Origin of the sequence: Salinicola halimionae, from assembly GCF_003206065.1 — a bacterium.
Classification (GTDB): Bacteria; Pseudomonadota; Gammaproteobacteria; order Pseudomonadales; family Halomonadaceae; genus Salinicola; species Salinicola halimionae.
In genome coordinates this window covers 665169-690123 of record NZ_PZJQ01000005.1, presented here as the reverse complement: position 1 = coordinate 690123, position 24955 = coordinate 665169, and the positions used below count along the sequence as shown (strand labels likewise).

Below are 24955 nucleotides of genomic sequence, written 5' to 3'. Positions count from 1 at the left end.
CATGCATATCCAGGACTTCATACGCGAATTCAACCCGAGCGACGACGGAGGCGATCAATCATTGCCGGCGCGCCGCCGGGCGTACGAGACGCTGCATGCGCGGCGACGGATCGCCGATCCGTTCGGCATGCAGGTCGTCGACGAATGCCTGGCCGGTATCAATGTGCGCCGCTTCCACCCCGCTCGATCCATCGCAGGCAGCGTGGTCTACCTGCACGGAGGCGGCTGGAACCTGGGCTCGGTCGACAGCCACCACGGTATCACCGCGAACCTGGCGGAACGATTGCAGCGTGAAGTGATCAGCGTCGATTACCGACGGCTACCCGAAGTGAGCTATGCCGAGGCGCTGGACGATTGCCGTGCCGTGGTCGATGTGCTCGCCCCCTCTGCGGTAGTGGGTGACAGCGCCGGAGGACGGCTGGCGATCGATGTCGCCCACACCAGTGAATGGAAGGGACTGCTCGGCTTGATCTATCCCGTAGTGGGAACGCCGACGCTCGATAACCTGGGCGAGGATGCCCCGCTGCTATCGCGCGCAGATATTCTGTCGCTGTGGACGATGGCCGCACCGCAGGTACCCGACGTGCCGGCCGCTCAGCCCCCGACCCTGAACATCGAGGCGCTGTCCGCAGAGCGCGATCCGCTGACTCGTCCCCTGGAACAGGTTATCGAATCCTGGCGTCGGGCAGGGGCCGCGGTAGGCTATCGTTGCGCGCCCGATATGGTGCATGCCTCACTTCACGGTCACGCGGAGCTGCCGGCAATGCAAATCGCCTGGCAGGACTTCTGCAAGGCGGTCGAGCGGCGGCTTGACGGCGACCCATAGATCGGGCCAACGCGTTCGATCTACCTTATTCCCAGACGATCTGTCTTCAGCTATCCAGCTGCGCCTTGACGGCGTCGATTGCCGGCTCACCGTCCTTGGTGGTCACGCCGTCCAGCCACTGGGCAACGGTATCGTAGTGATCGCGGATCCATTCCTGCGCGACGTCATCGGCGGAGCGCTCTTCATGGCTGTACTCGTAGACCCAATCGTTCTGGTCCTCGATAGCAACCTGGTACTGTGACAGGAAGCGATAGAGATTGGCGTCCTCTGCCTCCAGGTCCGCCGGCACCACCGTCCACACGGTACTCTCGATCTGCGCCACGCCACTGTCGTCGGAGTCCTCGAGATAGTAGAGATCGTAGCTGACGTTCATCCAGTGAGGTTCCCAGCCCACGAACGTCACCCACTGCTTGTCGCTGATCTTCTGATCGGCATAGGCCAGCATGGCGGCAGTCGAACTTTCCCGCAGGTGCCAGTCGCCCAGCCCCGCTGCATCCTCGTCGATCGCGGCGAGGATCGCGTCATTGATGCCGGTACCGGCTTCGATACCCTGGATCTCGCCATCGAAACGATCCTTGTAGCGCTCGAGGTCGGCAACGCTGTCCACACCCGCCTCATGCACGTATTCGGGCACGACCAGCCCCGAGTTGGCGTTGCTGATGTTCTTGGCGACCTTGGCCACCTTGTCGTCGGCAACCAGTGGATCGATCATCTCCTGTTCGATCGGATACCAACCGCCCAGATACACGTCCAGATCATCGTTGGCCACCCCGTTGAGAATCACGCCCACCGCCAGTTCGTTCTGCTGAGTCTGGTAGCCCATGGCCTCTAGAATCTGCGAAGCCACTTCCGACTTCACCGTCACGCCTGGCCATGGCGGCACGCCAAAGCGGACGGTATCGAGATCCGCCTGCGCCGATCCGGCAGCGAGAAGTGTCAATGGCAACGCCGCGGCAAGGATGTGGCGTTTTACGTTCGAATGACCCATGAAGCGTCTCCCTTGATTTGTTATCGAATAGAACTCCTCTTCTACTCTGACGAGTTGGGACGCAATGATTTGACTTGAAGCGACGAAAACTGCGCATTATCCGCCATTGACGATAGACAGGCGATAGAAGGATTAGAACGAGTCGCGAGCCAGTACCGACCATCGTTCTCGTCGATTTCAAATGGCGGATACGATTGACCCGCCTAACAGATCCATCAGGCGGGTCGATTCAGTCCCAGTTGGCCATCCAGTCGAGCGCAGGCCAAGGCTCGACCGATATCGCGACTGGCACCGCTCAGCGCTTGGCGTACAGCCTATCGGCGTGATAGCGCAGATGCTCGTCGATGAAGCTGGCGACGAAGAAATAGCTATGGTCATAGCCGGGGTGACGGCGCAGGGTCAACGGGTGATCGTGTTCTTCACATACCGCTTCCAACCGCTCCGGCTTGAGCTGTTCTTCCAGGAAGTTGTCCGCTTCGCCCTGATCGATGAACAGCGGCTGGCGCGACGACCCCTTGGCGACCAGTTCACAGGCATCGTACTGCGTACGCAGGCCGACATCGTCACCCAGATAGTTCTCGAACGCCTTCTGCCCCCAGGGAACCTGGGTCGGGTTGACGATCGGCGCGAACGCCGAGACCGCCGAATAACGGCCCGGCTGGCGCAGGGCCAGCACTAGTGCGCCGTGGCCTCCCATGGAGTGGCCGCTGATCGACTCGCGGCCGTTGACCGGGAAGTGCAACCGCACCACCGAGGGCAACTCCTCGGTGACATAGTCGTACATCCGATAATGCTTCGACCAAGGCTCGCGCTTGGCGTTGAGGTAAAAACCGGCACCAGAGCCGAAGTCGTAGCTGTCGTGCTCGCCGGGCAGATCCAGGCCTCGCGGGCTGGTGTCCGGGCAGACGATAGCAACACCCAGCTCGGCCGCCGTCTTCTGTGCGCCCGCCTTCTGCATGAAGTTCTCGTCGTTGCAGGTCAGGCCCGACAGCCACCACATCAGCGGCACTCGACCCTCTTCGGCCTGGGGCGGCAGATAGATCGCGAAAACCATGTCGCAATCCAACGCCCGGGAGTAATGCTGGTAGCGCTTGACCCAACCACCGAAACTCTTGGTGGCCGAGACCAGTTCCAGCTGTTCGCTCATCGACATGGTTGTCTCCTTGACTCTTTATGCGCCCCCGAAAACGGAGCTTCACTCAACAGCGCCCAGAGCTGGCGTGGGTCGTGGCTTTTCGCGCGGCTTCGGGCGCCTATAAATTGAGGCACGATAATCAAATGCTCGTCGCGCGGCTTCGGACGCGGTCAAGAGCCATTCGCGCAGCTTCGGGCACGTGTTATCAAATGCTCTTCGCACGGCTTCGGGCGCGTATTAAAAGTGCAGCACCGTCCGGATGCTCTTGCCCGCATGCAGCAGCTCGAAGGCTTCATTGATCTGATCGAACGGCATGTCGTGGGTCACGAACTCGTCGATCTTGATCTCGCCATCCATGTAGCGCTGAACGTAGCCCGGCAGTTCGGTGCGGCCCTTGACGCCACCGAAGGCGGAGCCCTTCCAGACCCGCCCGGTCACCAGTTGGAACGGACGCGTGGAGATCTCTTCACCGGCCCCGGCAACGCCGATGATGATCGACTCGCCCCATCCTTTATGGCAGCACTCCAGCGCCGAACGCATCACGTTGACGTTACCGATGCACTCGAACGAGTAGTCCACACCACCATCGGTCAGGTCGACGATCACCTGCTGGATCGGATCGCTGTAATCCTTCGGATTGACGAACTCGGTGGCACCGAACTGACGCGCCAGTTCGAACTTGTCCGGGTTCACATCGATGGCGATGATCCGCGACGCCTTGGCCATCTGCGCGCCCTGAATCACGGCCAGGCCGATCGCGCCCAGGCCGAACACGGCGACAGTGGCCCCCGGCTCCACCTTGGCGGTGTTGAGAACGGCACCAATACCCGTGGTCACACCACAGCCGAGCAGGCAGATCTTGTCCAGCGGCGCTTCCGTCGAGACCTTGGCCAACGAGACTTCCGGCAGCACGGTATATTCGGAGAAGGTCGAAGTGCCCATGTAGTGATGCAGCGAGGTACCGTTCTTGGAAAAGCGAGTGGTGCCATCCGGCATCAAGCCCTTGCCCTGGGTCGCGCGAACCGCGCCACATAGATTGGTTTTGCCAGACAGGCAAAACTTGCACTTTCCGCATTCGGCGGTGTAAAGCGGAATGACGTGATCGCCGGGTTTCAGGCCGGTGACGCCCTTACCCACTTCCTCGACGATACCCGCGCCTTCATGGCCCAGCACCGAAGGAAACAGACCTTCAGGATCCCTGCCGGACAGCGTATAGGCATCGGTATGACAGACACTGGTGGCGACGATGCGCACCATGACTTCGCCAGCCTTGGGGCCCTCGACATCGATCTCTTCCAGCGAAAGCGGCTTGCCCGCTTCCCAGGCGACTGCGGCACGAGATTTCATCAACTGTTCTCCACTTGAGCTTGAAGTCTTGGACTCTTGAGGTCGCGAGTCGTTCGATGGGTGACATGACGACCGAATGTCATCCAGTCTAGGCGTTCGCAAACAGGCAATAAACCCGGCATTCAACACATGATTGTTGCTGTGCGACAATAATACGGATCATCAGTGCCCGATCCATCATGCTCAAGGAATCGCCATGAATCGCTGGGAGGGCATAGAAGCGTTCGTTGCCGTGGTGCGTCTGGGTACTTTTTCGCGCGCGGCTCAGTCGCTGAAGGTGTCCAACTCCCACGTCAGCCGGCTGGTCAGTCAGCTGGAACAGACGCTGGGAACGCCGTTGCTTTATCGAACGACGCGCCAGATTCGCCTGACCGACGGCGGCGCCATCTATTATGAACATTGCCGGTCGCTGCTCGATGGTTTCGGAGAGGCGGAGGCCGCGCTCAACGAGCTACAGTCCCAACCCCAGGGGCGACTTGCCATCAGCTGTGCGACAACCTTTGGCGAGCGCTACATCGCCCCGCTGGTCAACGAATTTCACTGCCGCTACCCGCAACTCGACGTGCGTCTGCACTTCACCAACCGCACGGTCGAGCTGATCGACGAAGGGTTCGATATCGCGATTCGAATGGGCGTGCTCAAGGATTCGAGCTTGCTGGCCCGGCGTCTGTGTCAACGCCGCGAGTACGTGGTGGGCTCCCCCGACTACTTTCAGCGACTGCCGACGCCGCACACTCTGTCCGAGCTTGCCCATCACAATTGTCTGATCGGCTCACGAAACAGCTGGCTGTTTCGCGTCGACGGGCAACGGCGAGAGGTTCGAGTGTCAGGCAATTGGCGGGGAAATTCTGGGCTGGCACTGCTGGATGCCGCCTGCAAGGGGATCGGGCTGGCTCAGCTGCCGGACTATTACGTCGAGACATCCATGGGTCAGGGCGACCTGATAGCCGTACTCGATCGTTACCAGTTCACTGACACCGCAGTGTGGGCGGTTTATCCGCGTCACCGCCAGCTCTCTTCCAAAATCCGTCTGCTGGTCGATTTTCTGTCGTCACACTTGCCGGGGATGATCACCCCGGCGAGAAACACGGAACAGCACAGCATCAGTGATTGAAGAAGTGATCGATACCGTCGTTGAGATAGGCATCGCCGAACTCCGCTTCGCGAGCCAGCGCCTCGGGATCAGGCAATTCGACGCGTTGACGCGAACGAAGCAACAACCCCTCCTCGCGGAACGCGGTCAGCGTGCGGCTGACATGAACAGACGACAGCCCCAGCGCATCGCCCAGATGCTGCTGGGATAGCGGCAGACGGATGCTGTTACCTTGGCGCGCCTTGGTGCGATCCAGCCGTACATACATCTCGTAAATCAGATGGGCCAGACGTTGACGCGCGCTGCGCCGCGCCAGATTGACCAGGCGTTCGGTCAGCAATGCCTGCTGATGAGACGAGATGGCGAAAAAGATCGTCGACAGCGTCAACGATTCGCGAAAAACGTTGATCAACCGCCGATGTGGGAAGTGGCAGACAACGCCATCTTCCAGCATGGCAACGCCGGTAAGACGTTCCTTGAAGGCGAATTCTCTGAGACCGATGATGTCGCCAGGTAGATAGATTTCCAGAATCTGCCTGGAACCATCTTCCATATGGCGAAAGGAGTAGGCCCAACCTTTGCTGAGGGTACAGAACTCCCGTGCGGGATCACCTTCCTGCCACAGGATCTGATCCGTCTCGACCGCAGTCGGACTTTGCTCGAGATCGGCCAACAGGGCCTCATCATTCTTGGACAACTCACCGTAGTGTTTGAAATGACAGACAATGCAACTGCCTTGGCTCATTATCCCTGCCCTTATCCGTACTTTTAGCGACCGCATCACACTTTCATCAAGAAAATCGATACTGACACAGCCGGCCATGATTGTCGTTATCGTGGTTAAGGGTTTACGGCGCTCAGCACTCGATCGTATTGACGGCCAACCCGCCTCGAGAGGTTTCCTTGTATTTATCCTGCATGTCACGCCCGGTGTCGCGCATGGTTCGAATGACCTTGTCGAGAGAGACGAAATGCTCGCCGTCGCCGCAAAGCGCCATCTGTGCCGCATTGATCGCCTTGACCGAAGCGATGGCATTGCGTTCGATACAGGGCACCTGAACCAGCCCGGCAATGGGATCGCAGGTCAGCCCCAGATTGTGTTCTAGCCCGATTTCGGCAGCATTTTCGACCTGAGCCGGCGTCCCGCCCATCAGCTCCGCCAGGCCGGCGGCAGCCATGGCACAAGCCGAGCCGACCTCGCCCTGGCAACCGACCTCGGCGCCGGATATCGACGCATTGGTCTTGCAAAGAATACCGATCGCGCCGGCGGTCAGCAGAAATCGCACCACGTCCTTTTCACAAGCGCCCGGCTGAAACTTCATGTAGTAGTGCAATACTGCCGGCACAATCCCTGCCGCCCCGTTAGTCGGCGCGGTAACCATACGACGCCCGGCGGCGTTCTCTTCGTTGACGGCCAGCGCGAACAGATTGACCCAGTCCATCGCCGAGAAGGTGCTCGCGATCAGACTCTTTTCGCCTTCCAGCGCGATCAGGCGACGATGTAGCGCGGGCGCTCGACGCCTCACATTGAGGCCTCCCGGCAGGACGCCCTGCTGGTCCAGGCCACTGTCGACGCATGCCTTCATCGCCAACCAGATTCGCCACAGGCCATCGCGAATGTCCGATTCGCTGCGCCAGACCCGCTCGTTGGCCAGCATCACATCGCTGATGGAGAGCCCCTCGCGACGGCAGATATTCAGCAGCTCAACGGCATTTTTGAACGGATAAGGCAGCGTTACCGCGGGAGTTAGCGCATCGCTGCGGGACGCTTGATCGGCCTGCTCGGCATCGACGACGAAACCACCGCCGATCGAATAGTAAGTATTGGCGTAAACGATCCCGTGCGAGTCCTGGGCGCTCAGCTTCAACGCATTGGTGTGATAGTCGAGAATCTCGTCGCACCACTCGATATCCCGTGTCGCATCGAACGCGACACTGTGAACCCCCGCGAGCTTGAGATCACCGTCACGCGACAACGCGCTCAGCCTGAGCGCCAGATCGTCCGGGTCGACGCTGAGCGGGCGCTCTCCCATGAGACCTCCCAACACGGCGCTGTCCGTATTGTGTCCACGGCCCGTGGCAGACAACGACCCGTAAAGGGTGACCGAGACTCGCGTGACGGCCGTCAGCAGTTCGCGCTGACGCAGCGTTCCTACGAAGTCATGAGCCGCCTGCATCGGCCCGACCGTATGCGAGCTGGAAGGCCCGATACCGATCTTGAACAGATCGAAAACACTGAAAGTCATACGGCCACCTCTGATGTCGGTCCCACGCCATGAATCGTCGCTCTCGGAACAGGCGCACGATATAGTTTGACTTCAGTGTGCTCGCCGTATATTGCAGACACAATCGATAAAAACTGCCGAATCCTATAGCTTGGCTAAATCATGATTCAATCACTCAACGCCCAGACCCACGCCTGGCTGAAAGTCTTCGCCATCAGCGCCCGCCACCTTTCGTTCACCCGGGCAGCAGAAGAACTTCATGTCACCACCGGCGCGGTCAGCCAACAGATCAAACAGCTCGAAGACCGCCTGGGGTTTCGCCTGTTCAGACGTCTGCCGCGCCAGCTGGCGCTGACCGAGGAGGGAGAGCGGCTGGCGCGAGTCGTCTCCCAAGCTTATGACGCCGTCGGACTGGAGGTCGACCGCCTGCGCGGCGGTGTCATGAGCGGGGTGCTGAGGCTGCGTTGCCTGCCGTCGTTCCTGGCCAAATGGCTGATGCCGAGATTGCCGCGCCTGCAGGCACGCTTCCCCGATATCGATCTGCATATCAGCGCCGAGGACAGCAATCTGTCGCTGCTCGATGGCGGCTACGAACTGGCCATCGATCTCAATGACGGCCACTATCCCGGCCTTCAGACCACGCCGTTGATCGATGAAAAGATCTTCGCCGTCTGCTCGCCGCAGCTGCTTAGACGTCGCCCCCCGCTCACCCATCCCGAGGCGCTGGGTTACTACCCGCTGCTTCACGACGTGACGGCCTGGCGCGGCAGCCACGACTACGCCGAATGGGAGCATTATCTGCACGCGATCGGTGGCGAGCGGGTCAACGTGCGCCGGGGTTATACCTTCAATCGCAACCAGCTGACGGTAGAGGCAGCCATCGCTGGCATGGGCGTAGCGATTGCCCGAAGAACCCTGATCGGCGATGAACTGGCCAGCGGACGCCTGATTGCGCCGTTCGCTGGTTCGGTAGCGACCGGTAAACGCTATGGGCTGGTTTACCAGCAGGGAGCGCTGGACGATCGTCGGGTACAGGCGGTTCACGATTGGCTGGAAGAGGAGGCGCGACGGTCGCAGGAAATCGCCGCGCCAGTCGGAAATGCTGACTGAGCTAGCGAATGACTCCTCGTTCGCGCAGGGCTGCCAGGCGATCGCCCTCGATGCCGAGCGTCGCCAATACCTCTTCGGTATGTTGAGCGAATACCGGTGCCGCCCGTCGAATCTGGGGCGGCGTTGCCGAAAGCTTGCTGGCAAAACCGATGGTCTGCATCCGCCCGATCACCGGATGGTCGAGCTCCTGAACCATGCCCCGTTCCCGGTAGTGCGGGTCATCCATCGCCTGGGCAAAATCGTTGATCGGCCCGGCTGGCACGCCGGCTTCGTCGCACCGGGTCAGCCACTCCTGCATGTCCGTCGTGCTCATCAACGTTTCCAGCAAGGCCTCCAGCGCATCGACGTTGTGCCCTCGGTCGCTATTGGTGACGAAGCGAGGGTCCTGAGTCAGATCAGGGCGTGCCAGCACGTCATTGCAGAATCGCTCCCAGGTGCGTTGATTGGCACACCCCAGCATGATGAAGCCGTCGCGAACCTTGACCGCCTGATACGGCGCGGAAACACGATGCCGCCAACCGGTGGGCTGCGGGACGCGCCCCTCGGCGAAATACGCCGCAGCCTCCCAGGTAAACCAGGGCAGGCCGCACTCAGCGATCGCCACATCGACAAGCTGACCCTCGCCCGTTTTCTGCTTGTGAATGTATGCCGCCAGTATCGAGTAGATCGCGGTGATTCCTGCGCCGATATCGTAAACCGCAACACCGGTCTTCAACGGCCGCCGGCCGGGCTCGCCGGTCATCGACATCAGCCCGGTCATGCCCTGGGCGACCAGATCGAATCCACCCTTGCGCCGATACGGTCCCGTCTGGCCGTACCCGGATATCGAACAGTAGACCAACCCGGGATTGATGCCCTTTAAGGTCTCGTAGTCGATCTTCAGCGACTGGGTCACCCCGGGCCGATAGTTCTCTACAACGACATCCACTTCTCGCGCCAACTGATAGAAGATCTCCAGGCCGTCGGATTCCTTGAGATTGAGCGAGATACTGCGCTTGTTGCGATTGATCTGCGCGAAGCAGGTGGACTCGTCGTTGATGTAGGGCCCCATCTGGCGACTGTCATCGCCGCCATTGGTTTTTTCGACCTTGATCACGTCCGCACCCATGTCCCCCAGCACCATGGTGCAGTACGGGCCCGCCATGATCTGCGAGATGTCGAGTACCTTCATGCCTTCCAGCGGTAACATGGCGATTCTCCCTGCCAACCTTGAAATGGCGAATAACGTAAACGGAGCTGACGAATGACGCGCGTACCCCATCTCGCACACCCCGTCGCGGGCGCGCGATGCCATGTCGTGCTGACAAGCGGCGAGTGGCGTTCACGTCAGCCTGGTGGGAACGACGCTAAATCGTTCGGGTCTAGCGGCCCTGCCAGGTATAAGGCGTCTTGTCGACGAATCGTCTGACGGCACCCTGAAAATCTTCACTGGTGTAGCAAAGCGCGATCAAATCATCGCTGGCTTCAGGATCGGGGCGCCGTTGATCCAGAATCCGATTGATGCAGGCCTTCGTTGCCCGCATCGTCAACGGCGCATGGCCCGACAGCTTTTCCGCGAGCGCTTCGGCGGCCTCGTCGAGTGACCCGCTGTCGACGACGACATCGACCAGCCCGACCGCCAATGCCTCGTCGATCTCGATCGTCTTCGCCAGCATCAGCACGCGCTTGGACCGCGCGATACCGAGCAGATCGACCAGCCGAGAGATATTGGTAATGGACATGCAGTTGCCCACCGTCCTGGCGATGGGAATCCCGAACTTGAAAGCGCTATTGGCGTAGCGGAAGTCGCAGGCCATCGCGATGGCCGCACCACCGCCAACACAGTAGCCGTCGATCAGCGCCACCGTCGGCGTCGTCAAGCGTTCGATCCCACCGATCACGGCATCGATTCGGCGCTCATAGTCGATACCATCACGGGGGGCGGTAAAGGCAGCAAACTGCTTGATATCGGTACCCGCGACGAAAGCCTCCGTACCCTCGCCACGGAAGGCGATCAGCTGGATCTCCTGGTTCTCGTCGAATCGCTGGCAAGCCTGGGACATGGTGTCATACATATGCCAGGTCATGGCGTTGCGGGCCTCGGGCCGGTTGAAACGGATCCAGCCGATCGCGCCCTCCTGGTAACAACGGATCTCGTCATCCTGAAGCATGGTGTCGGTTCTCTCGATTGGCGCCTGGTCGGCGTGGAATATCAACTAACGCGTCTTAACTGCCATAAATCAGATGTACCAGCAGCAGTGCAAAATCGGGCACATAGGTGTTGAAGATCAAAATGATGAACAGCACACCCAGGAACCACAGGTTGGTTTTCGAGGTGCGCCAGATATCCGCCTTGGCGATGGAGCATGATGCGATCAGGACGCTGGCGACCGGAGGGGTCTGCTGACCGATCGCCAGATTGAGCGTGACGATCAGACCAAAGTGCAGCGGATCGATGCCCACCTGGATGATCAACGGCAGCACAATCGGCACCACCAGAATGATCGCCGCCGCCGAGTGCAGAAAAACGCCGAGAATCAGAAAGATGACGTTGAGTAGCGCGAGGATGACGTACTTGTTGTCGGTCAGGCCACTGATCGAATTGGCCAGTTGCTGCGGTAGCTGGGACTCGGTGAGATAGAGCCCGACCAGCGCGGAGCTCGCGACCAGCAACATCACCACGGCGGTCTGGATACCGGCATCCAGGCACGACTTCCACAGTGTCTTCAGCGTGAATTCCCGGTAGATGACCGCACTGATGAAGATCGCGACCACGACAGCCAGCGCCGCGCCTTCGGTAGCGGTGACGACGCCGCCGAAAATGCCGCCGAGAATGATCACCGGAATCAGAAGCGCCCAGATCGCCTCCTTGAAGGATTTCCAGACCCGGCTCGCCTGAAAGCGACCCTCGGCGGGGAAGTTGTGCTTGCGCGCCAGAAAATAACAGGCGATGGCAAGCCCCAGGGCGCCCAGCAGACCCGGGAAGATACCGGCGACGAACATCTTGACCACCGACTCTCCCGACATCACCGCATACAGAATCATCGGGATCGAAGGCGGCAGGATGATCGCCAGGCTGGCGGCGGATGACGAGATCGCTGCGGCGAATTCCTTGGAATAGCCACGGCTTTTCATCGCCGGAATCAACAGGCTGCCCAGCGCAGAGACGCCGGCCACGGCAGAGCCTGAAATCTCGGCAAAAAAGATCGAGGAGCCGATCGTTACCATCGCCAGCCCACCCTTGACGAAACCGACCAGCGAGGAAGCGAAGTCGATCAAGCGCCGCGAGATGCTGGAGGCATTCATGATTGCCCCGGCCAGGATGAACAGCGGTATGGCGATCAGCGGAAAGTTGGTCGCACCCTCGAACATCGTAAGCCCGATATTGGGTAGCGCGTAGACACCATAGCTCGAGTAGACAGCAACGGCGCCGACCAAGCCAAGGGCGATGGCGATCGGTACGTTGAGCACGATCAGCAGCAGCAGCCCGACGAACATCAGTGTAAGAATCATCGACCCGTGCTCCCTGCGTTAGGCCTTACATTAGTTCCGGTATCATTCTGGCTGGCCATGTTGGGACTCAGCCCGATCTCCTCCAGCTCATGGTCGACGAAACCCTCGCCGCGTGCCTGTCGAATGATCTCGGGTAGTCGCAGCAGCTCCGCAATGATGAACAGCACAGAGGCAATCGGAAGCGCCGACTGCGTGAACTGCAGCGAGACGCTGGTGAGACTGATCATGGTCGAGCCCGCGAGAATATCGACGACTTGCCAGCCAGTTATTGCCAGCAACACGAAGAACGCGATCGTCAGCGCCTCGCCCAGCATGGCAATGGGCAGACGCACCTGTGGCGGAAACGCGTTGACGATGCTCGGACAGGCAATGTGAGCGCCTTTGGCGGCGGCCAGCGCAGCACCGTAATAGGTCAGCCAGGCTAGACTGATCGAGGCTGCCTCGTCGTACCAGGCAAAGGGCGACCCCACCAGACGCGAAAGGAAACCGACGATGACGATCCCCGCCAGCATCAGCATGTTGATGACCACGATGATCTCGAGCAGGCGACTGAAGCCATCGCGTAGGGTATTCAGAGTTTTCACAGGCGGCTCCTTCGTCCGCAGCCCGACCGCGTCCAGATTAACGGCCGCGATCGGGCGCGCGAGTTAACTGGCAGGTTGCAGTTCACGCACCTTGTCGAGCATTTCCTGGCCGCCCTCGACGTCCTTGATGAACTTGTCGTAGACCGGTTTGGAGGCATCGATAAAAGCTTGGCGATCGACCTCGTTGATCTCCAGACCGGCCTCGCGCATCTTGGCGAGCGTCTCTTCATCGAGCTTCGCACCCTGCTCGAGCGCATAGGGCTCCATTTCCTCGGCGGTTTGCTTTAGCACGTCGCGCACGTGCTGGGGCAGCCGGTTCCAGCTCATGCCAGCGGTAACGTAAGCCGGGGTATAGATATGGCCAGATAGCGAAAGGTATTTCTGCACTTCCTGCAGGCGCGAGGCGTAGGTCTGAACCAGCGGATTTTCCTGGCCGTCCATCGCCCCTGTCTGCAGTGCGACGAACACTTCGGATAGCGCCATCGGCGACGGATTCGCGCCGTAGCTCTTGAACATCTCGACCCGCCAGACGCCTTTGGGAACACGCAGCTTGATGCCGGAAAGGTCGGCCGGCTTGTTGATAGGCCGCTCGTTGTTGGTGATCTGACGGAAGCCGTTCTCCCACACGCCAATGATGTGGTAACCCCGGCTCTCGGCCACCGGATAGAGCTGCGGGCGCACGACCTCGTCGCGTACCTTCGCCATATGGTCGCGATCGGCAATGAGATACGGCATTTCGAACAGGGCGAACTGGGGTGCGACGCTACTCATGACGGTCGAGGGTAGTGCCAGATCGACCGTGCCCAACTTCAGCTTCTTTAGCAGCTCAGAATCACCGCCCAGCTGACTCGAACCGTAGACGATCACCTTGGCTTCGCCAGCGAGCTTCTCGTTGGCGCGTTTGGCGAACTCCTCGGAAACATTGGCGAACAGCGACCCCGGCTCCCCGACATGCGCAAACTTGACCTGGACTTCCTGAGCACTGGCGTAGTTGGCACCGGCCATTAGCGCGAGCGCCAACAGGCCTGCTTTGAGATTTTTCATCACTGGCGTCCTTCCGTCTTTTTATATTGGCTCGCCTGAACGATGGACCGGGCAAGATCAGTGGGACTATCGCGACGCCCCGGTCGATACCCCGCAGTGCGAGCACGCTGGGATTCTGCCAGTGAATTATGAATTCATAATTCAATTGAAACCAATCCAACATTTGTCTATTGGCGTAAAGTCTCAACACTATACTTTTAGAATTAGTTATTTATCGCGATCAGGAGGGACTGAATCGTAGCAACACAATGAATTCATTTTAAATTTCGGCGGATGCCCCGCGCCATCGTGCTCGCTCGACTGGCTCGATGTCAGATCAGGGGAGGCTAGAGCACGCCGAACCGGTGCGTGATACCCAGTGATGTCATCATGAGCCGGATTTGCAGGGATTCGTGCCGGGAACGGTATGGGGTCTGTATGGGAAAGAACACGAGCCTCAGGCAAAACCACCGAACCCGGGAAAGTCAACCGCCAATCTCAGACGGCGGCGCTCTGCTCGTCGTCGATCACGCCACTCGCCGCGGCGACGACGAGTTTGTGTCGCAAGTGCTCGCGCAGAATGGCGCCCAAACGTTCTCCATCGCGAACCAGCAGACACTCGATCATCGCCTCATGATCGGCAACGGCCTGATCCCAGTACTCGTCGATCATGTGAGTGGAGTAGCGCACCCGCTGAATGCGATAGTTCAGACTGCTGTAGGTCTCCCGCAGCGTGTCGTTGCGAGCGGCAAGCATGATCGCATCATGAATACGCTGATTTAGCTCGAAGTACGGCTGGCTCTCTCCACGCTTGTAGTGCGCCACCATCTGATAATGGAGCGCCTGAATGTCGGCCACCTCATTTTCGGTGATATAACGGCATGCCAGCTCGCCGGACAGACCTTCCAGCGCCCCCATCACATTGTAGGTCTCCTCCAGCATCTGACGCGTCAAACGCACGACGCGGGCGCCTCGGTTTGGCAGGAGCTCGACCATCCCCTCGAATGCCAACACCTTGAGAGCCTCCCGCAATGGTGTCCGGGAAATACCGAACTGCTCGCATAGCCGCTTTTCCGGGATACGGATGCCCGGGAGCAGACTGCCCTCATTGATCATGTCTCGGATGCGGGCAGCCGCTTCACCGTAAAGGGTGTTCTGTTGGATCTTGATCATGGGACACTCATAACCGTTTCGATGTTGCCATTCTCCCAATGGCGCATGGATGACGCCACCCAAAATGAATTATGAATACAAAAATAACTCAAGGAATACGACCATGGCTCAAAATGTCTATCTGACTCACCGGACTCTATCGCTGAAACAGGCCCGAACCATTATCGATGCGGCGCTGGCTCATGCGGAGACGCACGAGCTAAACCCTCTCACCGTCACTGTCATGGATACCAGCGGATGCCCCATCAGCAGCGACAGAGCAGATGGCTGCGCCGTGATGCGGTTGGCGGTGGCGCACGGGAAAGCGAAGGCCGCCTTGGGCTACGGGGTCTCCAGTGGGACGATCGGTGAGCGCAACCAGGAGCGCCCTGCCTTTCTGTCGGCGGTTGCCTCAGCTTCCGGGGGTGAATTCATTCCCGTCGCCGGCGGCGTGCTGATCCTGGACGAACAGGATCAGGTAATCGGCGCGGTCGGTGTCAGCGGCGACAGCTCCGTCAACGACGAACGCGCAGCCATTGCAGGCATCGAAGCTGCTGAGCTCCGAGTCGGAATAGCCCCATAAAATTAAGGTTATCTTAAAAAATAACCAAAACAGCGTTTCTTAAGATTCTTAAGGCTGATAATCTTAGCCGGCTATCAATCGCCGGCAGGAAAAATCATGCCCTTTTCCCTCATTCCTTTGACCTTCCGATCGGTCTCTCTTCGAGCCGTCATCTATACCCTGCTTCTGGCGGGTCTCATGCAACTAATACTGGCGGTCGACGCCAAACACATCGGCGCGCCCAATTTTAGTGAAACGTCGTTGACGGAAATCACTCAGTCGATCTTGCTGCTTCTTTGCACCACCTCGATGTTGATCATCCGCCAGCGTTTCAAGGTACTGCGCACCGTAAGTCTTCTACTGGGCGCCTTCTACGCCATGTCACTCGTGCGCGAAAACGATCTCTGGCTGGACAGTGGTATTTTCGATGGTGCTTGGGAATGTCTGGTCGCAATGATCGCGCTACCGACTCTGGCGGCGGTGATTCGAGCCCGTCGCCAATTTTTGGAAGAATTCGCTCAGGTGTCCAACAGCCTGGGATTCGGGCTTTTCGCGGCCGGTTTTCTTGTCACGTACGTCTTTTCCCGCCTCTATGGACGAAGCGAACTGTGGCATGCACTGATGGGCGAACAGTACTTGCGGGTCATCAAGGACGCGGCGGAAGAGATCACCGAACTGACCGGATATAGCCTGTTGCTGTTCGCCAGCCTCGAACTGCTGCTGATGGCGCGGCGAATCAGCCGCGCCAGGGCGATCGAGGCGGGCCCAGAGAAAGCAAGCTCGGCCTTGGACCGGAGGGCCAGCAACGACACATCTGCGCCTTGACGACCCAACGTAAAGAGCCGCCGGTTCTACGATAAGAAACGGCGGCTCCCGATACCCGGACTTCCGGCACGATCAGTCGTTGGTCACCTTGGGCGGTTCGATCTCCAACTTCTGCGCGGCAATAACCGCCTGTGTACGGGAATGAACCCCCAACTTGCGCAGTATGGCCGTGACGTGGGCCTTGATTGTCGCTTCCGACACGTTGAGTTCGTAGGCGATCTGCTTGTTGAGCAGTCCTTCCGTCAACATGTTGAGGACCCGAAACTGCTGTGGCGTTAGCGAGGCGATCGCTTCCGCGAAACGGGCATCCTCCGGACTACCCTCACCCATGGCATCGGCAAGATATTGCGGCAGCCAGACTTCCCCTTTGAGCACCTCACCGATCGCTTCGGCGATAGTATCCAGCGAAGCGGACTTGGGGATGAAGCCCGACGCGCCGTAATCGATGGCACGACGAACGACATCGACTTCTTCGCTTCCGGACACCACGGTCACCGGGATGTCCGGCATCTGCCCTCGGAGCTGGATCAGTCCGGAGAAACCGTGAGCACCCGGCATGTGAAGATCGAGCAGAATCAAGTCAGCATCGGGATGTCGGGTCACGACCTCCGTCGTTGCCTCCATGCTGTCCGCCTCGACGATCTCCGCTTGTGGCGAGACTTGTCGCAGCGCCTGATTGAGGGCCGCCCGGAAGAGTGGGTGGTCATCAGCTACGATGAATTTCTGGGCAAAAGCCATTGATTCTCCTCCGGCGCTATCGGAATAGATGACGAGTTAGTCGGTCCACTATCGCCATTCAGATAAGTTACTTCAACTAATGGTTAACGGCATGTTACCCCATGCGATCATGGAATCCCAAGCCTCAAGTCAACGGTACGTAAATCCAGTAAAAATTGACGGATAAACCCGCACTGGGAGCTACAAAAAGTCCGATTAAGCATAAAAAAAGTTCGGTCGTCCCGGAAAGCTGGCGTGCTTCCCTCCCTTTGGAGCGGCACGAAAAAGTACCGGGAGGAAAGCCTCTTTCAAGACGGCCGAACGATAATCATCGGTCAAAATAAGGTTAATGATAATTTACATTAACCAGTCATATAGTTGTTACGCCGCTCTAGGCCACTGATGGGATTCAGGGCACCGGAAACGTTGATTCAAGGACGCAAATGGCGGTTCTCTATCAGATCTTCGACAACGCCGGGGTCGGCCAGCGTCGACGTGTCACCCAGACCATCACACTCGTCGGCGGCGATCTTGCGCAGAATGCGCCGCATGATTTTACCCGAGCGGGTCTTCGGTAGCCCCGGCGCCCATTGAATCACATCGGGCGTGGCAATCGGACCGATATCCTTGCGCACCCATTGCTTGAGTTCCTGCTTCAACTCGTCGCTGGATTCGACATCGTCATTGAGGGTCACATAGACGTAAATGCCCTGCCCTTTAATGTCATGCGGATAACCCACGACGGCCGCTTCGGCTACGGATTGATGCGCCACCAGCGAGGACTCGATCTCGGCCGTACCCATGCGATGCCCGGAGACATTCAGGACATCATCGATGCGTCCGGTAATCCAGTAATCGCCGTCGGCATCGCGCCGGCAACCGTCGCCAGTAAAGTAGACCCCTTCGTAAGTCGAAAAGTAGGTCTGGACGAAGCGTTCGTGATTGTTCCAGATCGAGCGCGCCTGCCCGGGCCAGGAGTCGAGAATCACCAGGTTACCTTCGTTAGCGCCGTCCAATGGCTTGCCGTCATTGTCGAGTAGCGCCGGCTGCACGCCAAAGAAGGGCTGAGTCGCACAACCCGGCTTCAGCGCCGTTGCCCCGGGTAGCGGCGTGATCATGTGTCCGCCGGTTTCGGTCTGCCACCAAGTGTCCACGATCGGGCACCGCGAATTGCCAACGACCCGATGGAACCAGTCCCAGGCCTCGGGATTGATGGGCTCACCGACGGAGCCAAGAATTCGCAACGACGAGCGTTGGCTGTCGTCCATGATGTGCTCGCCATGGGCCATCAGCGAGCGGATAGCCGTGGGCGAGGTGTAGAGGATGGCGACATCGTGCTTGTCGATGATCTGGCCAATGCGCCCATGGGTCGGATAGGTCGGCACCCCTTCGAACATCAGCGTGGTGGCGCCATTGGCCAAGGGGCCATAGACGATGTAGCTGTGACCGGTAATCCAGCCCACATCGGCAGCACACCAGTAGACTTCGCCATCGTGATAATCGAAAACCGTGCGATGCGTCAGGGCAGCGTAAAGAAGATACCCGCCGGATGTGTGTTTCAACCCTTTGGGCATGCCCGTCGAGCCCGAGGTGTAAAGAATGAACAACGGATCCTCGGCGTTCATGGTCTCGGCGGGGCAATCGATGGACTGCGCATCGACCACATCGTCGAACCATCGGTCGCGGCCTTCGTGCCATTCGATACTGCCGCCGGTGCGTTTGACCACCAGCACGGTTTCAACCACGTCGGTGCCTTCTCGGGTCAACGCGGCATCGACGTTGTCCTTGAGCGGCACCTGCTTGCCACCACGAACCGATTCATCGGCAGTGATCACGACGCGAGACTGCGAGTCGACGATACGCCCGGCCAGCGCATCCGGGGAAAACCCGCCGAACACGACCGAGTGCACCGCGCCGATACGCGCGCAGGCAAGCATTGCCATGGCCGCTTCCGGCACCATCGGCATATAAAGCGTTACCGTATCTCCCTTACCGACCCCCAGGGATTTGAGACCGTTGGCAAGTTGCGATACCCGCTGGTGCAACTCGCGGTAAGTGATGATCTTGTGATCATCGGGATCGTCGCCTTCCCAGATGATAGCGGGCTGGTCACCCCGTGTGGCCAGATGACGATCAAGACAGTTATGGGCAACGTTGAGTTCGCCATCCTCGAACCAGCGAATATCGACATTGCGGGAGGCGAACGACGTGTTCTTGATGGTCGCTGGCTTCTTGCTCCAGCTCAGACTCTCGGCCTGTTCGCGCCAGAAGTTTTCGGGGTCTTCGACGGACTGGCGATAGAGCGTCTCGTACCGATCGCGATCGATCCAGGCATTGGCTGCCAGGCGTTCATCGACGGGATATACGCGCTGCTGTTCGCTCATGCTCCAGTCTCCCTGTAAGACGTATTCGGGTCGTCGCTATTCGGTCGGCGATGATTCGTCGGTTCGTGAAAGCCTAGCTGACTCAATGCGATAGGCCTGCGACTGCAGTCGGTCAGCATATAACGACGGCCCCCGACACCCCCTATTAGACCTTCGTCTCAACTCGATCCTGAGTAATCGAGGACAAAGGCAGTTCGCACGGAGATCCACGATATCGATAGCGACGTTCTCGATGATCGACAGATCGCGCGCCCGAAGCGTCATTGGACGTTATTCGGATATTTCGCGATAGGCAAACGTCAAGGTCGCCCGGCAGTAACGGCAACGATATCGGGATCCTTTCATGGCCTGAGAATGGCGCCGTCCGGTAAACCGGTGCAGCGTCTCGCAGCGGCAGCGATAAAGATAGGGAGTGGGGCTGGCGCGTGCGACGTCGAAGCGGTGCGTGACGATCGGCTTCAGCCCATAGAGCTTTCGCATCACCGTTTGCCACTCGCGTCCATGGGGTCGAGCCCGAGCCCCGCCCTCAAGGTGGAAGACCAACCAATGGGCCATTTCATGGGGCACGATCTCGTCCATGAAAGCCTGACGATTCTCTCGCAGCAGGGTCCAGTTGAAGCGCAGCCCGCCGCGTTGGTAATGCGCCTGCCCGGCACTACGACCGCGCAGATCGAACCACACCTTCGGCCGAGGTAAATCAGGATGCACGTCCTGTGCCAATTGCCAGGCGGCCTCGGCCCGCTTCAGGAGCAGACTTTCGAGGGCCGTTTCGTCAAGTGCCTCAAGCGCCTGAGCGTCGCTCTGGCCAAGCACGGGGGATAAGGGGGAGGAACGCAGATCGGTCATGGGATGATAGAATGCCGATACCGTCACCGGGCGTCTAGCCCACTGACCTGTGTCACAATCCGAGCTAGTCACCAATTCAAACTGGCCAAGAATTCAAACTGGCCACGAACTCATCTTTGCCATCCGGAGAGCCGCATGTCTGAACTCTTGTCCGAACGACCGGATGACGCGATCGAAAGTCAGCCACCACTGGCCGACGAAGCGCTGGCGCGTCTCGATGACTACCTGACCTCCGAGCGCCTCGGTGAAGACGCGCCGGACGTGATTGGCGCTCATGGTTATCTAGTCGCACTAGCGGTCTCTCCACGGGAAATCAGCTCGGAGCAATGGGTCGCCGAACTGTTCGAGGGTGAACCGCCTTTCGACGGTGTCGCCGAGCGTGAAGAGATTCTGGGTCTGCTGGAAACTCTCAAGACCAACGCTGCCAGCATTCTGGAACGCGGCAACTGGGTCGAGCTGCCTTTCGACAACGAACTCGATGAAAGCGGTGACATGGCCGCGGCCATCGAGGACTGGTGTGCCGGCTTCATGCAATGCGTCTTCCTCGACGAAGCGGCCTGGTTCTCCCAGGACGAAACCCATGTTGCCGCCCTGCTACTTCCCTTCATGGCGCTGTCGGGGCTGTTCGACGAAGAGCCGGAAATTGTAGAGATGATCGCCGAGGATAGCCAGTTTGTCGCCCTGGCGGGCCAGCTTCCGGAATTGACTCTGGATCTTTACCTGCACTTTCGGGTCCCGCCGGAGCCGTCCCAGGGCAAGGGAAAGCACAAGGGCAACGGCAAGCCGGGCTCCAGGAAGGCAACATCGGGTCAGCAACGGGGTCGCAAGCGCTAGATATCTCGACGACAACTAATGGCGCTACTTGAGGCGCGTCACCCAGGCATTGAGCGTGCCGAACAGCCACTCGCGCGCACGCTGCCACCAGGCGCGTTGGGCCCAGCTGGCGGCATCGATGCGCTGGCTGGCAGCGAAATTTCGCTCGAAAAGCTGGGCGACCTCGGCGGCGAAGCTGGGGTCATCAATCTCCTGGTTGGCCTCGAGATTCCACTGCAGACTCCAGTGATCGAAGTTGCATGAACCCAATGACACCCAGTCATCGACGACACTGAACTTGGCATGAATGAACGTCGGCTGGAACTCGTAGATCTTGACGCCGGCCTTGAGCAACCGGTTGTAGAACCGCTGTCCGGCATATCGAACCCCGGGGTGATCATGATGACCGCCCGCCAGTAGTAGACGCACATCGATGCCGCGGCGTGCGGCGCGAGCCAGTGCCCGACGCAGGCTCAACGTCGGCACGAAGTAAGGCGTGCACAGCCATAGCCTGCGATCCGCCGTGTTGATGCGGCCTTGCAGCGATACTCGAATGGCCTGATAACGATGCCCCCGTCCCCAGATCGCTCTGCCGCGCATACCACCGGCCGATGTCTCGGCGGTCGAGTGGTGGTCGGGCAACGCCCGCGACAATCGCGTTCTCATCCCTCCCCCTCGAGTCAGTGGCGAGTCCCAGACCTGACCGAACAGTCGCATCCAGTCCTCGACCACGGGGCCCTGAACGCGCACCGCGACTTCATACCAGGCCTCGACGAACTCATCGACGATGCCGAAGCCGCCGGTAAAGGCCGTGATGCCGTCGACGACGACGAGCTTGCGGTGATCACGCATCAGATTGCCGCCCAGTCGCGTCACCGACAGTGGATTGAAAAACCGCAGTTCGACCCCGCCGTCTCGCAGTCGCTGTCGATCGCTGCCCGACAGCCCCATGCTGCCCACGCCATCGAGCATCAGTTTGACTTCGACCCCGCGCGACGCTGCTGCTGCCAGCACGCCAATGAAGCGTTCGGCCAGATCGCCTGACTCCATTAGATAGAGTTCGATCCACAGATACTGTTGTGCACCGTCGATGGCCTCGCGCATCGCCGGCCAGAACCGCTTGCCTTCCGGCAATAGCTCGAACCGGTTGCCATCCTTCCATGTCGCTTGCATGAACCGCCTGCCTCCTTGATCGCTCCCGATTGACGCACGTTTGCAGTCCCAAGGAAAGCCTGTCGGAGTCGGACGCTGCGGGTGGCGTCGCTGTCAGGCAGTGAGTTGGCTATACTCGGGCACTCGCGGGGAACAACCGCATCGATGCCCAAGCGCATGGGGTTTCGATGATCGGGATCGGACTTCGACGACCGTGATTAAATTTCGCCGACAGTGATCAAATTTCGACGACTATGATTGAACCTTCCCGACTATGGCATCGCCTCGTCAGTCGTGTGCTCGATCGCTGGCTTGCCTTTCGCCTGGTCGAACCCGAGCCATTTCGCCTCGATGACGCGCTTCCTACGCTCTACGTCATCGCCCGGCCGTCGTTGACCGACGAGATCGCCGTCGAACGCTTGAGTCACGATCTCGATCTCCCCGATGCCCGTGCCCGGCACCTTTTCGGTCATAGCGAGCTGCCTGCATGCTTTGCGCTGCCGCAGCTGCGTAAGAGTCGACGCGGGGTCAAGGGGCAGCATTCGTCTCACCTGCAACAACTGCTGGATGCGCTCGAGGCCGATCCCTCGCTGGATGCGCAGTTGGTGCCGGTCAGCGTGTTCTGGAGTCGTGCCCCAGGCAAGGACTTCGGTTTCTGGAAGATGCTGGCGGCCGACGACTGGGCCTGGAGCGGACGTCTGCGCCGGCTGCTGTCGGTGGGCGTCAACGGACGCCATCTGGAAGCACACTTCGGCGAGCCGATCCGGCTGCGACCCTTGATCGATGATCCTGCCGTCACCTTGACGCAACGCAAGGTCGCGCGGGTGCTACGGGTTCACTTCCGGCGCATTCGAGCGCGCGTGCTGGGTCCGGATATCTCCCACCATCGCACGCTGATGCGAGGCGTGGTCGACAGTCGACCGGTGCGTGAAGCGGTGCTAGAGGCTGCGCAGTTCAATCGCACCACGCCAGCAAGGGAGCGCCGCCGCGCCGAACGCTATGCCCGCGAAATTGCCTCCAACATGTCCTATCCGGTTCTGCGTTTTTTCTATGAGCTGCTCAAACGTCTGTGGAACCGGCTCTACGAAGGCGTGGACGTATACGGGCTCGACACGGTCAAGGCTATCGCCGGCGAACGCACGCTCATCTACGTCCCTTGTCATCGCAGTCATATCGATTACCTGCTGCTCTCCTATGTGCTCTATCGGGAAGGCTTGATGCCGCCGCACATTGCCGCCGGACGCAATCTCGACATGCCGGTGATCGGCGCGCTAATGCGCCGCGGCGGGGCCTTCTTCCTGCGTCGCAGCTTCAAGGACAATCGTCTCTACGCCACCGTTTTCAACGAGTACCTGCACCGTCTGATCGCCCGCGGCCACCCGGTGGAGTATTTCATCGAAGGCGGCCGTTCACGCACTGGGCGAATGCTCTCACCCCGCCCTGGCATGCTGGCGATGACACTACGCTCGTTCGCCCGAGACGCGATTCGGGATGTCGCCTTCGTGCCGGTTTACGTGGGCTACGAACGCGTGCTGGAGAGCAACAGCTATCTCCGCGAGCTCCGCGGTGGCACGAAGAAGAAGGAGTCGCCCCTCGACCTGCTGCGCGTGCTCAAGCACCTGCGCGAGCCCCACGGCCGCGTGACGGTCAGTGTGGGGGAACCGCTGTCGCTGGCAGGATTCCTGAATCAAACGGTTCCGGAATGGCAACAGGACGTCGTCTCGACACGCCCCGAGTGGCTGAATCGCGCCGTCCCGCTGCTGGGGGAAACGCTGGCTCGACGCATCAACGACGCCGCCAGTCTGAATGCCGTTTCGCTCGTGGCCATGACGCTATTGGCCACGCCGCACCACACCATCGAATCCGATCTGCTGGCACACCATATCGGTCTGCTGGTGAGACTGCAGCGCAATTTGCCCGGCAGCCAACGCTGCCAGCTACCGAGCGGAGACCCCGCGGATTGGATCGATCACGTAGTGGCTCTCGGCTTCGTGAACCGCCAGCCACAGGCGTTGGGCGAATTGATCACCGCACGGCCAGAGCAGGCAACGCTACTCACCTGGTATCGTAATAACGTGTTGCATCTGTTCATGCATCTCGGGCTGGTAGCGTTCGCGTTCCGCAATAACGCCGCCTTCTCCCTCGATGATCTCGATACGCTATTGTCCCCGGCCTGGCCCTTGCTGACGCACGAACTCTACTTCGCGCCACCGACCGATCCCCGTCAGCGCCTGGCGTCGACCCTGTCGGTACTCGAACAGGAAGGGCTTCTTCATGCCACCGACAACGGCTGGCGTCGGCAACCCGGGCATCTGGAGTCGAGCGAGCATCTGAGACTGCTGGGGCAGCCGGTGCAGCCCACGCTGGAACGCGCTTATCTGCTGCTGGCCTCTCTGTTGCGCTACTCCAGCGGCGAACTCACGCGGGAAGGTTTGGAAGAGCATAGTCGCCAGTTGGCCGAGCGATTGACACTGTTGTCCGGACTCAACGCGCCGGAGTTTTTCGACAAGCGGCTCTTCAGCGGTCTGATGGACACCCTTGAACAGCAAGGCTGGCTGCGCATCGTCGATGAACGACTCCTCTACGACGACGCCTTACCGCGCTTACAGAACCGTAGTCGAGCACTGTTCGATCCGGAGCTTCGACACCGCCTGGTCAGACTGACGCGTCAGTAAATGGCT

Annotated in this window: 22 protein-coding genes; 7 read left to right on the top strand and 15 right to left on the bottom strand. The window is 59.6% G+C overall.

The window, feature by feature from the left end; genetic code table 11:
- The first annotated feature begins 1 nt into the window (after position 1).
- Positions 2–826, top strand: coding sequence for an alpha/beta hydrolase fold domain-containing protein (locus DOM27_RS16005; protein ID WP_110657456.1), 825 nt, complete (start codon positions 2–4; stop codon positions 824–826).
- Between the two features lie 46 nt (positions 827–872).
- Here the strand turns inward: DOM27_RS16005 and DOM27_RS16000 are convergent, their stop codons facing one another.
- The 3 genes from DOM27_RS16000 to DOM27_RS15990 all read right to left on the bottom strand — a co-directional run bounded on the left by DOM27_RS16000 (position 873) and on the right by DOM27_RS15990 (position 4296).
- Positions 873–1814: an ABC transporter substrate-binding protein gene (locus DOM27_RS16000; RefSeq protein WP_110657454.1), complete on the bottom strand. Its 942-nt coding sequence runs from the start codon at positions 1812–1814 to the stop codon at positions 873–875.
- A 295-nt stretch (positions 1815–2109) separates the two neighbouring features.
- Positions 2110–2967, bottom strand: coding sequence for an S-formylglutathione hydrolase (fghA, locus tag DOM27_RS15995; protein ID WP_110657452.1), 858 nt, complete (start codon positions 2965–2967; stop codon positions 2110–2112).
- A gap of 219 nt (positions 2968–3186) precedes the next feature.
- Complete coding sequence (locus DOM27_RS15990; protein WP_110657450.1) at positions 3187–4296, bottom strand: S-(hydroxymethyl)glutathione dehydrogenase/class III alcohol dehydrogenase; 1110 nt, start codon at positions 4294–4296, stop codon at positions 3187–3189.
- A 196-nt stretch (positions 4297–4492) separates the two neighbouring features.
- On the opposite strand from DOM27_RS15990, the gene DOM27_RS15985 reads away from it, so the two are divergent.
- A complete protein-coding gene (locus tag DOM27_RS15985; RefSeq protein ID WP_110657448.1) occupies positions 4493–5410 on the top strand; it encodes a LysR family transcriptional regulator in 918 nt (305 codons plus the stop codon).
- Here DOM27_RS15985 and DOM27_RS15980 read toward each other — a convergent pair.
- Together DOM27_RS15980 and DOM27_RS15975 are read right to left on the bottom strand one after the other, a co-directional pair.
- A complete protein-coding gene (locus DOM27_RS15980) occupies positions 5400–6134 on the bottom strand; it encodes a Crp/Fnr family transcriptional regulator (RefSeq protein ID WP_110657446.1) in 735 nt (244 codons plus the stop codon). The two genes, DOM27_RS15985 and DOM27_RS15980, sit on opposite strands and share 11 nt — an antisense overlap.
- A gap of 112 nt (positions 6135–6246) precedes the next feature.
- A complete protein-coding gene (locus tag DOM27_RS15975) occupies positions 6247–7635 on the bottom strand; it encodes an L-serine ammonia-lyase (protein ID WP_110657444.1) in 1389 nt (462 codons plus the stop codon).
- Positions 7636–7776: 141 nt separating this feature from the next.
- Between DOM27_RS15975 and DOM27_RS15970 the strand changes: the two genes are divergently transcribed.
- Positions 7777–8724 carry a LysR substrate-binding domain-containing protein gene (locus DOM27_RS15970; RefSeq protein WP_110657442.1) on the top strand — a complete coding sequence of 316 codons (948 nt, stop codon included), beginning with the start codon at positions 7777–7779 and terminating at the stop codon, positions 8722–8724.
- A gap of 1 nt (position 8725) precedes the next feature.
- Here DOM27_RS15970 and DOM27_RS15965 read toward each other — a convergent pair whose 3' ends face one another.
- The 6 genes from DOM27_RS15965 to DOM27_RS15940 all read right to left on the bottom strand — a co-directional run bounded on the left by DOM27_RS15965 (position 8726) and on the right by DOM27_RS15940 (position 14996).
- Positions 8726–9913: a CaiB/BaiF CoA transferase family protein gene (locus tag DOM27_RS15965; RefSeq protein WP_110657440.1), complete on the bottom strand. Its 1188-nt coding sequence runs from the start codon at positions 9911–9913 to the stop codon at positions 8726–8728.
- 172 nt (positions 9914–10085) lie between these two features.
- Positions 10086–10874, bottom strand: a complete 789-nt coding sequence (locus DOM27_RS15960; protein WP_110657438.1) for an enoyl-CoA hydratase/isomerase family protein — start codon at positions 10872–10874, stop codon at positions 10086–10088.
- Positions 10875–10929: 55 nt separating this feature from the next.
- Positions 10930–12216, bottom strand: coding sequence for a TRAP transporter large permease (locus tag DOM27_RS15955; RefSeq protein WP_110657436.1), 1287 nt, complete (start codon positions 12214–12216; stop codon positions 10930–10932).
- Positions 12213–12800: a TRAP transporter small permease gene (locus DOM27_RS15950; protein WP_245392759.1), complete on the bottom strand. Its 588-nt coding sequence runs from the start codon at positions 12798–12800 to the stop codon at positions 12213–12215. Before DOM27_RS15950 ends, DOM27_RS15955 begins: the two co-directional genes overlap by 4 nt.
- 63 nt (positions 12801–12863) lie before the next feature.
- Positions 12864–13844 carry a TRAP transporter substrate-binding protein gene (locus DOM27_RS15945; RefSeq protein WP_110657434.1) on the bottom strand — a complete coding sequence of 327 codons (981 nt, stop codon included), beginning with the start codon at positions 13842–13844 and terminating at the stop codon, positions 12864–12866.
- 477 nt (positions 13845–14321) lie between these two features.
- Positions 14322–14996 (bottom strand): GntR family transcriptional regulator, encoded by a 675-nt coding sequence (locus tag DOM27_RS15940; protein WP_110657432.1) that lies wholly within the window; start codon positions 14994–14996, stop codon positions 14322–14324.
- 49 nt (positions 14997–15045) lie between these two features.
- Between DOM27_RS15940 and DOM27_RS15935 the strand changes: the two genes are divergently transcribed.
- Both DOM27_RS15935 and DOM27_RS15930 read left to right on the top strand, forming a co-directional pair.
- Entirely contained in the window at positions 15046–15558 is a 513-nt protein-coding gene (locus DOM27_RS15935; protein ID WP_245392758.1) for a GlcG/HbpS family heme-binding protein, read from the top strand.
- A 177-nt stretch (positions 15559–15735) separates the two neighbouring features.
- Positions 15736–16362, top strand: coding sequence for a hypothetical protein (locus DOM27_RS15930; protein ID WP_188113737.1), 627 nt, complete (start codon positions 15736–15738; stop codon positions 16360–16362).
- Between the two features lie 72 nt (positions 16363–16434).
- Here DOM27_RS15930 and DOM27_RS15925 read toward each other — a convergent pair whose 3' ends face one another.
- From DOM27_RS15925 to DOM27_RS15915, 3 genes are all read right to left on the bottom strand, one after another.
- A complete protein-coding gene (locus tag DOM27_RS15925; protein WP_110657428.1) occupies positions 16435–17100 on the bottom strand; it encodes a response regulator in 666 nt (221 codons plus the stop codon).
- 410 nt (positions 17101–17510) lie between these two features.
- Positions 17511–19463: an acetate--CoA ligase gene (gene acs, locus DOM27_RS15920; protein WP_110657426.1), complete on the bottom strand. Its 1953-nt coding sequence runs from the start codon at positions 19461–19463 to the stop codon at positions 17511–17513.
- Positions 19464–19733: 270 nt separating this feature from the next.
- A complete protein-coding gene (locus DOM27_RS15915) occupies positions 19734–20309 on the bottom strand; it encodes a SprT family zinc-dependent metalloprotease (RefSeq protein ID WP_110657892.1) in 576 nt (191 codons plus the stop codon).
- Positions 20310–20444: 135 nt separating this feature from the next.
- Here DOM27_RS15915 and DOM27_RS15910 point away from each other — a divergent pair, with 135 nt between their 5' ends.
- Positions 20445–21143, top strand: coding sequence for a YecA/YgfB family protein (locus tag DOM27_RS15910; RefSeq protein ID WP_110657424.1), 699 nt, complete (start codon positions 20445–20447; stop codon positions 21141–21143).
- Between the two features lie 24 nt (positions 21144–21167).
- Here DOM27_RS15910 and DOM27_RS15905 read toward each other — a convergent pair whose 3' ends face one another.
- Positions 21168–22295, bottom strand: coding sequence for a phospholipase D-like domain-containing protein (locus DOM27_RS15905; protein WP_110657422.1), 1128 nt, complete (start codon positions 22293–22295; stop codon positions 21168–21170).
- A gap of 233 nt (positions 22296–22528) precedes the next feature.
- Here DOM27_RS15905 and plsB point away from each other — a divergent pair, with 233 nt between their 5' ends.
- On the top strand, positions 22529–24949 hold the full coding sequence (plsB, locus tag DOM27_RS15900; RefSeq protein WP_110657420.1) for a glycerol-3-phosphate 1-O-acyltransferase PlsB: 2421 nt from the start codon (positions 22529–22531) through the stop codon (positions 24947–24949).
- The last annotated feature ends 6 nt before the right edge of the window (positions 24950–24955 follow it).

Bases quoted from the DNA above. Each gene is read 5' to 3' on its own strand.
- DOM27_RS16005 (WP_110657456.1), top strand. From the start codon at position 2: ATGCATATCCAGGACTTCATACGCGAATTCAACCCGAGCGACGACGGA.
- DOM27_RS16000 (WP_110657454.1), bottom strand. From the start codon at position 1,814: ATGGGTCATTCGAACGTAAAACGCCACATCCTTGCCGCGGCGTTGCCA.
- fghA (WP_110657452.1), bottom strand. From the start codon at position 2,967: ATGTCGATGAGCGAACAGCTGGAACTGGTCTCGGCCACCAAGAGTTTC.
- DOM27_RS15990 (WP_110657450.1), bottom strand. From the start codon at position 4,296: ATGAAATCTCGTGCCGCAGTCGCCTGGGAAGCGGGCAAGCCGCTTTCG.
- DOM27_RS15985 (WP_110657448.1), top strand. From the start codon at position 4,493: ATGAATCGCTGGGAGGGCATAGAAGCGTTCGTTGCCGTGGTGCGTCTG.
- DOM27_RS15980 (WP_110657446.1), bottom strand. From the start codon at position 6,134: ATGAGCCAAGGCAGTTGCATTGTCTGTCATTTCAAACACTACGGTGAG.
- DOM27_RS15975 (WP_110657444.1), bottom strand. From the start codon at position 7,635: ATGACTTTCAGTGTTTTCGATCTGTTCAAGATCGGTATCGGGCCTTCC.
- DOM27_RS15970 (WP_110657442.1), top strand. From the start codon at position 7,777: ATGATTCAATCACTCAACGCCCAGACCCACGCCTGGCTGAAAGTCTTC.
- DOM27_RS15965 (WP_110657440.1), bottom strand. From the start codon at position 9,913: ATGTTACCGCTGGAAGGCATGAAGGTACTCGACATCTCGCAGATCATG.
- DOM27_RS15960 (WP_110657438.1), bottom strand. From the start codon at position 10,874: ATGCTTCAGGATGACGAGATCCGTTGTTACCAGGAGGGCGCGATCGGC.
- DOM27_RS15955 (WP_110657436.1), bottom strand. From the start codon at position 12,216: ATGATTCTTACACTGATGTTCGTCGGGCTGCTGCTGCTGATCGTGCTC.
- DOM27_RS15945 (WP_110657434.1), bottom strand. From the start codon at position 13,844: ATGAAAAATCTCAAAGCAGGCCTGTTGGCGCTCGCGCTAATGGCCGGT.
- DOM27_RS15940 (WP_110657432.1), bottom strand. From the start codon at position 14,996: ATGATCAAGATCCAACAGAACACCCTTTACGGTGAAGCGGCTGCCCGC.
- DOM27_RS15935 (WP_245392758.1), top strand. From the start codon at position 15,046: ATGACGCCACCCAAAATGAATTATGAATACAAAAATAACTCAAGGAAT.
- DOM27_RS15930 (WP_188113737.1), top strand. From the start codon at position 15,736: ATGCAACTAATACTGGCGGTCGACGCCAAACACATCGGCGCGCCCAAT.
- DOM27_RS15925 (WP_110657428.1), bottom strand. From the start codon at position 17,100: ATGGCTTTTGCCCAGAAATTCATCGTAGCTGATGACCACCCACTCTTC.
- acs (WP_110657426.1), bottom strand. From the start codon at position 19,463: ATGAGCGAACAGCAGCGCGTATATCCCGTCGATGAACGCCTGGCAGCC.
- DOM27_RS15915 (WP_110657892.1), bottom strand. From the start codon at position 20,309: ATGACCGATCTGCGTTCCTCCCCCTTATCCCCCGTGCTTGGCCAGAGC.
- DOM27_RS15910 (WP_110657424.1), top strand. From the start codon at position 20,445: ATGTCTGAACTCTTGTCCGAACGACCGGATGACGCGATCGAAAGTCAG.
- DOM27_RS15905 (WP_110657422.1), bottom strand. From the start codon at position 22,295: ATGCAAGCGACATGGAAGGATGGCAACCGGTTCGAGCTATTGCCGGAA.
- plsB (WP_110657420.1), top strand. From the start codon at position 22,529: ATGATTGAACCTTCCCGACTATGGCATCGCCTCGTCAGTCGTGTGCTC.